General features: G+C 38.3%; 14 protein-coding genes and 1 pseudogene. 1 reads left to right on the top strand and 14 read right to left on the bottom strand.

The features are described from left to right. Positions 1-136: 136 nt before the first annotated feature. The 14 genes and pseudogenes from HT715_RS08295 to HT715_RS08230 form a co-directional block, all read right to left on the bottom strand. Complete coding sequence (locus HT715_RS08295) at positions 137-295, bottom strand: DUF2292 domain-containing protein (RefSeq protein ID WP_172922906.1); 159 nt, start codon at positions 293-295, stop codon at positions 137-139. A gap of 40 nt (positions 296-335) precedes the next feature. Continuing rightward, positions 336-566, bottom strand: a pseudogene (locus tag HT715_RS08290) (hypothetical protein); the annotation flags it as partial. Positions 567-971: 405 nt separating this feature from the next. Beyond that, complete coding sequence (locus HT715_RS08285) at positions 972-2426, bottom strand: virulence-associated E family protein (RefSeq protein WP_172922904.1); 1455 nt, start codon at positions 2424-2426, stop codon at positions 972-974. Beyond that, the gene (locus tag HT715_RS08280; protein ID WP_172922903.1) at positions 2419-2934 is read right to left on the bottom strand and encodes a hypothetical protein; all 516 of its coding nucleotides are present in this window, start codon (positions 2932-2934) and stop codon (positions 2419-2421) included. Before HT715_RS08280 ends, HT715_RS08285 begins: the two co-directional genes overlap by 8 nt. Further along, the gene (locus HT715_RS08275) at positions 2931-3203 is read right to left on the bottom strand and encodes a hypothetical protein (RefSeq protein WP_054388145.1); all 273 of its coding nucleotides are present in this window, start codon (positions 3201-3203) and stop codon (positions 2931-2933) included. The genes HT715_RS08280 and HT715_RS08275 overlap by 4 nt, the downstream gene beginning before the upstream one ends. Further along, entirely contained in the window at positions 3196-3537 is a 342-nt protein-coding gene (locus HT715_RS08270) for a DNA-binding protein (protein ID WP_172922902.1), read from the bottom strand. Before HT715_RS08270 ends, HT715_RS08275 begins: the two co-directional genes overlap by 8 nt. Further along, positions 3515-3811 carry a hypothetical protein gene (locus HT715_RS08265; RefSeq protein WP_172922901.1) on the bottom strand — a complete coding sequence of 99 codons (297 nt, stop codon included), beginning with the start codon at positions 3809-3811 and terminating at the stop codon, positions 3515-3517. The genes HT715_RS08270 and HT715_RS08265 overlap by 23 nt, the downstream gene beginning before the upstream one ends. After that, positions 3808-4023: a hypothetical protein gene (locus HT715_RS08260; protein WP_054388186.1), complete on the bottom strand. Its 216-nt coding sequence runs from the start codon at positions 4021-4023 to the stop codon at positions 3808-3810. Before HT715_RS08260 ends, HT715_RS08265 begins: the two co-directional genes overlap by 4 nt. Then, complete coding sequence (locus HT715_RS08255) at positions 4016-4282, bottom strand: hypothetical protein (RefSeq protein WP_172921881.1); 267 nt, start codon at positions 4280-4282, stop codon at positions 4016-4018. The genes HT715_RS08260 and HT715_RS08255 overlap by 8 nt, the downstream gene beginning before the upstream one ends. A 150-nt stretch (positions 4283-4432) precedes the next feature. Next, complete coding sequence (locus HT715_RS08250) at positions 4433-4582, bottom strand: hypothetical protein (protein ID WP_164496824.1); 150 nt, start codon at positions 4580-4582, stop codon at positions 4433-4435. After that, entirely contained in the window at positions 4569-4715 is a 147-nt protein-coding gene (locus HT715_RS08245; RefSeq protein ID WP_000438875.1) for a hypothetical protein, read from the bottom strand. The genes HT715_RS08250 and HT715_RS08245 overlap by 14 nt, the downstream gene beginning before the upstream one ends. A 3-nt stretch (positions 4716-4718) precedes the next feature. Then, complete coding sequence (locus HT715_RS08240) at positions 4719-5147, bottom strand: hypothetical protein (protein WP_100127751.1); 429 nt, start codon at positions 5145-5147, stop codon at positions 4719-4721. A gap of 114 nt (positions 5148-5261) precedes the next feature. Next, a complete protein-coding gene (locus HT715_RS08235) occupies positions 5262-5570 on the bottom strand; it encodes a hypothetical protein (protein ID WP_119919967.1) in 309 nt (102 codons plus the stop codon). Between the two features lie 121 nt (positions 5571-5691). Continuing rightward, positions 5692-5892 (bottom strand): helix-turn-helix domain-containing protein, encoded by a 201-nt coding sequence (locus tag HT715_RS08230; protein ID WP_000517337.1) that lies wholly within the window; start codon positions 5890-5892, stop codon positions 5692-5694. A 203-nt stretch (positions 5893-6095) separates the two neighbouring features. Between HT715_RS08230 and HT715_RS08225 the strand changes: the two genes are divergently transcribed. Continuing rightward, entirely contained in the window at positions 6096-6551 is a 456-nt protein-coding gene (locus tag HT715_RS08225; protein ID WP_001080839.1) for a helix-turn-helix transcriptional regulator, read from the top strand. Positions 6552-6655 lie beyond the last annotated feature (104 nt).

Raw genomic sequence — 6655 nt, 5'->3', positions numbered from 1 at the left:
AATTGAGTCCGTACTTTGTCCATCTGGTTTTTCACTTCTTGCAATGTTGGCATTTCTTTTTCCTCCAATCTTCCCAAAAACAAAAGAGACATAGCCAAAATAGATTGCTCCACTTTATGCTATACCTCTGATTTTTTCAGTCAGTATTCTTTTTAAATATTGTTGTTTTAGATTCCACGCTGGAGACAATCTCGCCGTCTTGTATTTTAAGCGTGATACTCCCAAACCTTGGAACCTCTAACAGTTTTATTTTACCATAATTTCTAAAATAAATAAAGCCTTCTTGTATCTCCATATTTTAGCCTTTCATGCTACCCCTCTGTTTGCTTGCAGCCTTTGAAGCTCTCACAAATACGTTTAAAGATATAGTTTAGTTTCTTATCCTCCACGTACTCAGCTACTAGCGTCCCTTTATCCTTGTGAGTTATTGAAATAGATGGTACTTCATAAGTCCCAGTCATATATCCCAGTAGCGCGTGACCTGCTACCGTAGCAGTATCTAGGTCTTTAAATTCGTAAGTGAAAGTAAATGTTTTGGCTTTATCCGAAAATGTTTTTAATGTCATGTTGTTTTCCTCTTTCTGTTTTAAGGGTGTCACTAGTAGTTACACCATTGCAAGGAGGTCGGTACTATCTACCCCATTTTATTTTAGGTTTTGGGCAAAGTGTAGCCATTTTTGAATATCTAGCGGCTACGCATTCCGCCTTACAGCCCCAAGGGTTTTCGCCTTGTGTAGCCGTGTAGCCGTTTCATCTCAAAAAAATATATAAATAACGTATTAGGTATTTAATTATATATACTTTTATAAAATATATATTTTGGCTACATTTATATTAAAAATTCAGTAATATCAAGGGTTTAGGGGTGTAGCCGTTTTTTTTCGTCTTGTCTACACCTCTTTGAAACCCTTACAGTATCAAGGGTTTTCAGCGTAGCCGTTTTTTTATCTTTTGGCTACACTGTCTACACTTTATTTTTTTATTTTAGCAAATCCGCGTTTGATACTTTTGCCAAATCGCAAGGACTCCCTTGCTTCCCAATCCTCTTTACTTTGCATGATTTTTTTAATCTTGTTTTTATCCTTTACGTTCGGTATCTTATCCGGATATACCTCTGTGAAAAATAAATTAATAGCCATCTTGTCACGTTCCACTAGTTCCCCATACTTTTCAATATCTAAGGTAATTTCTACACCGTTTGCGCCCATATGATAGCCATGATTTATCATGTCGTAAATGTAATAATATCTTGTTCTATCTGTCGGGGGGAACTGATACATTCTTTTTGGGTAAGGAGTGCCTAAATAGCGCTCCAAATCCTCAAGGGTTTCATCTACAAACTTGTAACGGCTTCTAACCTCATTTACTAGCTTTTCTTGCTCGTCTGTCAGGTTCAACACTTGGTTAGCTCTCCAAGCCACCACCATAGCACCCCAAAAGGCTCTACGGTCTTTTTCCGTCCACTTCCTGCCCTTATAGGCGGTGTCCTTGTGGACTTCCGCAACCAAAAAGCGCCTTTCTCCTGTCAGGTCGTTTAAATAATCATGGTCATTAGTTGCCCTCACGATAATAAAACTCTTAGGCAGTCGCCTATCACTGGAGGCGTAAGGCGGTCTAAACTCTAGCTTGGTTTCTGTGATGAATTTCTTCAATTCTGAAAAACTAGCCTTTTTACTGGCCACCATCTCATCATCAAATACACACCAGTTTCTGACCATTCTAGCCTTGTCATCTTTGTCTGTGAAGGTCTCAATGGTGGTAAAATACTTGTGAGTGAAAAGCCCCTCAAAAAATTGGGTTTTTCCTACTCCCTGCCGTCCAGTCAAGTCCAGCACAAAGTCAAACTTGATGGTAGGGTCAAACACCTTGGCAACCGCTCCACGGAAAAACAAATCCATGATAATACGGTTATATTCATCATCCTTGATATTGAGATAATGCCTTAAAATATCAAAGGGATCGCGCTGATTCACTAACTCTTTATACTCACTTTCGCAAGATTCCAGATAGTCTTTTAAGGGGTTATAGCTGTGTTCTCCAGCCACCACTTCCAAAATATCCGCTATGTCAGGCTTTTTATAGTCAAGCTTGTACTTGGTAGCAATATAAGCCCTAATCTCTCTGATAATCAGGTCATCGATTGCACCGCTCAGGATTCTACCGTTTAGCTTCATTGGTCTAGTCACGTCGATTTCATAAGTGAAGACGTTGTACTGTATCGCCCCTTTTAGCTTGCTATCTCCGTTCAAAATCTTCTTGAGATTGTCCAAGTTGACTGCAAAGCCGTCACCTCTTGCTCTTTTTGCCAAGTTCAGGCTATTGTGTTCCTCATCGGTCTCCCTTGCTTGGGTCAGGTCCACCACTTCAGGCGGTGCTTGTTGCTGATCTTCTTCAATGATTTTATTTACAATGTCATTGCTATTCAAAAGCCACCTCCTTATAAAATATCCTTGCTACTTCTAGGAAATAGCTTGCTAGGTCTTTGCGTTTAACGATTGCAGAAAACAAGTCCACTAACTGGCTAAAACTGTAGCCATTAACAAATAGCAAGCGGACAAAAAGCGAAGTCTCATACCTGGTATAAATCCCGTTACAAATCAGGTCAAAAATCCAACCCTTTAACTCCACTCCAAGACCCTGCCGTTGCTCTGTCAATTTGTTTACCTCTAAATCTTTCAGGATCGTCAGCAAGTCAGGACTAGCCAAACCTATCTCTAAATCTCTGGCCAATTCCCAGCCCTCTACTTCCTCGCTTTCGTCTTTAACTACCACATACAAGCCTTTGTAGTGAAAAGCCGTCAAACCCTCGCCTATTGGCTCAAAATAGATAAATTTATAGTGATTGCCATTCTTCCAAACTTGGGTTGGGCTAGACTTGAGAAAGCCAAACAAAGGTAATTTTTCAGCGGATAGAATTAACTCAAGCACTCTCATTCATCCACCCCCAGAAACTTCCAGATGTCGGTCACTAAATAGTAAATCATTCTTGAACCATCGTCTGGCGGTTGATAGCGTCTTAACCCCTGACTTTCCCACTTATTTAGCGTGTTGTCACTAATTTTCAATTCCTCTTTGAGTTCAATTCTATTTATCAACTTAGTCAGTCTCTGCGGTGCTTTCTCATGTGCTTCCAGGTATCTTTCCACTACCTCCAGAATGCCATGCGTCAAATCATGCTCACTTTCTCGGCTTAGGCTAAACATATCTGCCCACCTCCTTCAAGGTTTCTTTGTAGCTTTCTAGGTCGCTGTTCATCAACACCGCTAGGCGCTTGCTCTCCTCCTGTACTTGGTTGTAAAAAGCCTTAGCGCCATCTAGTAACTCGCCTTTGTTTCTAGGTATGAAATAACCTCTATAAATTCCATTTCTAGCCCCTACAATCGGGATGTTATGCTTGACTATTAAACGCTTAATAGTATCTTGTACCGCCCTTTCTGATAGCTTAGTCAGTCGGCTGATGTCTGTCCCTGTGGTGGAGTTCTCAGCCCCTACCTTGATTAGTCTTAATACTCGTTTATCGTTCTCTGATAGGCCCATCCAATCTCTCCCCTCCTTTGCTTTTATTTACAAAGGTTATTTGTCCGCTCGCTACCCCTTGCAAAATAGCTTTTTGAGTCTCTATGATTGTATCAAGGGTTTTCAAGATAGCTGTCTTAGTTTCTAAATCCAACGCTTGTTTTGTCAACAAGCCCCTAGTTACAGCTAACTTTGTTGCATTGTCCATACACGTAGCTAGAAAAATATCTTTTGTAAAATAAGGTTCATCTGGTATTTTTTCACTATCAAGGTATATCTTCACTATGTAACTCATTTCATCCCTCCGTAAACTCTTACCCCTGCAAGCTGGATATATCGCCCATAATCAGGATTTAAATCCTCGCTAGGTGTTTCTATCGTCTGTTGGTTTTCTCGCTCTATTTGGGCGCTTTTTTTACGGTCTCGGTGGTTTAGATAAAGTAGTAAGCCAATCAATACCACGATTAAGACAGCAGCCTGTGTGTTGCTTATATCTAACTCATTCATGTTTTTCCTCCAATTCTTTGCGGTACATTCCGATAGTATTAACTAGATTTTCCTTTGTCTTGATAAGACAATCATAAGCAAGGTAAAAAATGGCGCTTTGCGTGTTATATTCCAAGGCTAAAAGTAGGGTCTTCTCTTGGTTGCTCATGTTTTTACTAAAAAAATGAGAAGTAGCCTCTAAAGCATTTTGAGCGGTGTTAAGTCCTAAGGTTAAATCATCTAGTTCATCTAAAATATTTTTAATTTCTTCTTTTGTCATGTTTGTTTCCTTTTTTTGTCTTTTACTATCCAGGATATCCTCACGCTTAGACTCGCCAAGTTGAAAGCGTGAGAAAGTACCAGTTTAAAGAGTTGGCGCTCTATGCTTTTCAAAACCTTTTCTAATTTGCTTGCCTGCTCTTCGGTTTTCTTAGTTTTTTTTCATTTCGTTTACGGCTTTATCTGCTAGCCGTTGCCATTGTTTTCTAAATTCTTGTTCATCTATCCGCCCATGGAGAAAATCGCTTAGGGCGTAAGTTGCACGGCTGTAAAATCGCTTGGCTCTATCATAATTTGTCATTCTTTGCCTCACTTACTGCTTTTACTACCTTTTCTCTTAGTTTTGTAAATTCTTCAATAAACTCATCTTGAGATATAACCCCACGATTAAAAGTTATAATCAAGGCGCTTGCTCTTTTTGTGTATTGTTCCATCTGTTAGCCCTCCATCATGTCGTAAATTATAGCGCGGTGCTTTTTAGGGATGTGTTTCATCGCGTCCAATATGTCACGCTCTGCTTTTTGTCGTGTTTCTGCTTTGACTGTTTTATCTTCTGCTATTTCAAAGGCATTTTTTGCTACTTTGTAGTAGTCTAGTGATTGTAAAAAATGACCACGTTCAGACAATTCTTTATCTTCCAATTCCTCTTTTACCGTACCGTCCAAGAGTTCAAACTTGGAGTACACCCCTTTTTCTACTTCAAATCCTAGACGCTTGTTTTGTCTCAGATTGTAAAGGTTAACCCTGCAACTCTCCAAGTTGCGATAGCCTAATACTCCAGCGATTTCTTCTAGGTTTTTACCCTCTAATTCTGGCAATTTTTCAGCAATATCTTTAAATTTTACTACTTGATGTTTCTTTCCCATTGTTTACCTTGTCTTTCTATGCTATAATCAAGGTATAGAAAAAATATCTATACCCTGAATCTTGTCACTTGCTTCGGTCGCCAAACTTTCCGCAAGTGACTTTTTTTTGTTGTCTTAAACTCCTAAAAAATCCGCAACCTCTTTAGCAGGAAAAACTCCATTTGGATTTGGTTCAATATCATCTTCCAATACTTTAAAATGTAAGAATGGTTTTGTTTCGTAGCTTTCGCCTTTTTCGTAAAGTGCTTTAATACGGTCAAATAGTTTTGTCAATGCTACGTCGTTGGTGTACTCAACAGTGATTTCACCGTGTCCATTGTAATTTGTCTCTTCAACGTCGGTGATCATACGAATTTCTTCGCCCAATGCTCTAGCGATACCGTGGTTAGTTGTTTGTGCTTGATATACTTGTGTGTTGTTCATGTTATTTTCTCCTTTATGTTCTAGGTCGGATATTTAGTCCGAGCAGGTCAATCCCCAGTGGTAAAGCACCAGTGGAGTATCTTGTAAATGTAATATAGTATTGCGATTGTGTCGCTCCTTTCTAACTATAAAATAGTTCGTCTATTGTTATGTCTGGTTTGATTTCTGCAACCATTGACTTGATTGTTAGGCGTTCTTTGTCATTGAATGGCGTTTTACCTAATTCTTTGTTGTTGTATGACTGCAAAGAAATTTTTAGCTTATCCGCCATTTGTTGCTGAGTCAGTCCTAACATAACTCGATAACCTCTTAATTTCCCCATAGGTTTCCTCCTCTCTAAAAATATCCCTCCATAAATAGATTGAAAGTGTGAAAGGTTGGAGAGAACGGACATTTTTGTCCTTTACACGTTTTATAATATCAGACACTTTTGTCTGTGTCAAGCATTTTTTTAATTTTTTACAGACATTTTTGTCTTTTTTTTAAAATAAATGTTATAATTAGCAACGAAAGGTGTTATGAATAATGAATAGATTGAAAGAATTAAGAAAAGAAAAAAAGAAGTCTCAGAAAGAAATAGCCAACTTTTTAAAAATAAATGAAAAAACTATATCTCGGTGGGAAAATGGAGAAAGCCAAATTACCCTCAAAAATGCTATTCAACTAGCTGATTACTTTGGTGTATCTCTTGCTTATTTATTAAATCAGGAAGAAGAGTGGGAGAAACTTCAAGAATTACATCAAAAACTCCCAACTTTAGAAGAGTTTGATAAACTCCTTTTCAAAAAACAAGAAAATCGCTTTAAACGATTTGTCCAATTTGTATCAGATGAAGAGATGAAAATCAAGGATAGAAATCTAGTCCTAATATTTAACTTGCTAGTCTCTTCTGATGAAACTTTTGGAGTAAACCAGATATATCCCTTTCTATTAGATGAAAAAGATGAATATCATTTTACAAACCAAGAAAAAAGCGAATAATAAGCACCATATCCGCCTTGTTTCTTATTCTGGCACAATTTACCGTCTAACTGCTTAAAATCGAAAATAGGGGCATTGTCGTGACTCCTCGCATGGTAAAACTT

It is taken from the genome of Streptococcus sp. 4155, assembly GCF_013276695.1.
Lineage (GTDB): Bacteria > Bacillota > Bacilli > Lactobacillales > Streptococcaceae > Streptococcus > Streptococcus pseudopneumoniae.
The sequence above is the reverse complement of the archived record's forward strand: the minus strand, read 5'-3'. Positions and strand labels throughout refer to the sequence as shown.

Bases quoted from the DNA above. Each gene is read 5' to 3' on its own strand.
- HT715_RS08295 (WP_172922906.1), bottom strand. From the start codon at position 295: ATGGAGATACAAGAAGGCTTTATTTATTTTAGAAATTATGGTAAAATA.
- HT715_RS08280 (WP_172922903.1), bottom strand. From the start codon at position 2,934: ATGAGAGTGCTTGAGTTAATTCTATCCGCTGAAAAATTACCTTTGTTT.
- HT715_RS08275 (WP_054388145.1), bottom strand. From the start codon at position 3,203: ATGTTTAGCCTAAGCCGAGAAAGTGAGCATGATTTGACGCATGGCATT.
- HT715_RS08270 (WP_172922902.1), bottom strand. From the start codon at position 3,537: ATGGGCCTATCAGAGAACGATAAACGAGTATTAAGACTAATCAAGGTA.
- HT715_RS08265 (WP_172922901.1), bottom strand. From the start codon at position 3,811: ATGAGTTACATAGTGAAGATATACCTTGATAGTGAAAAAATACCAGAT.
- HT715_RS08260 (WP_054388186.1), bottom strand. From the start codon at position 4,023: ATGAATGAGTTAGATATAAGCAACACACAGGCTGCTGTCTTAATCGTG.
- HT715_RS08255 (WP_172921881.1), bottom strand. From the start codon at position 4,282: ATGACAAAAGAAGAAATTAAAAATATTTTAGATGAACTAGATGATTTA.
- HT715_RS08250 (WP_164496824.1), bottom strand. From the start codon at position 4,582: ATGACAAATTATGATAGAGCCAAGCGATTTTACAGCCGTGCAACTTAC.
- HT715_RS08245 (WP_000438875.1), bottom strand. From the start codon at position 4,715: ATGGAACAATACACAAAAAGAGCAAGCGCCTTGATTATAACTTTTAAT.
- HT715_RS08240 (WP_100127751.1), bottom strand. From the start codon at position 5,147: ATGGGAAAGAAACATCAAGTAGTAAAATTTAAAGATATTGCTGAAAAA.
- HT715_RS08235 (WP_119919967.1), bottom strand. From the start codon at position 5,570: ATGAACAACACACAAGTATATCAAGCACAAACAACTAACCACGGTATC.
- HT715_RS08230 (WP_000517337.1), bottom strand. From the start codon at position 5,892: ATGGGGAAATTAAGAGGTTATCGAGTTATGTTAGGACTGACTCAGCAA.
- HT715_RS08225 (WP_001080839.1), top strand. From the start codon at position 6,096: ATGAATAGATTGAAAGAATTAAGAAAAGAAAAAAAGAAGTCTCAGAAA.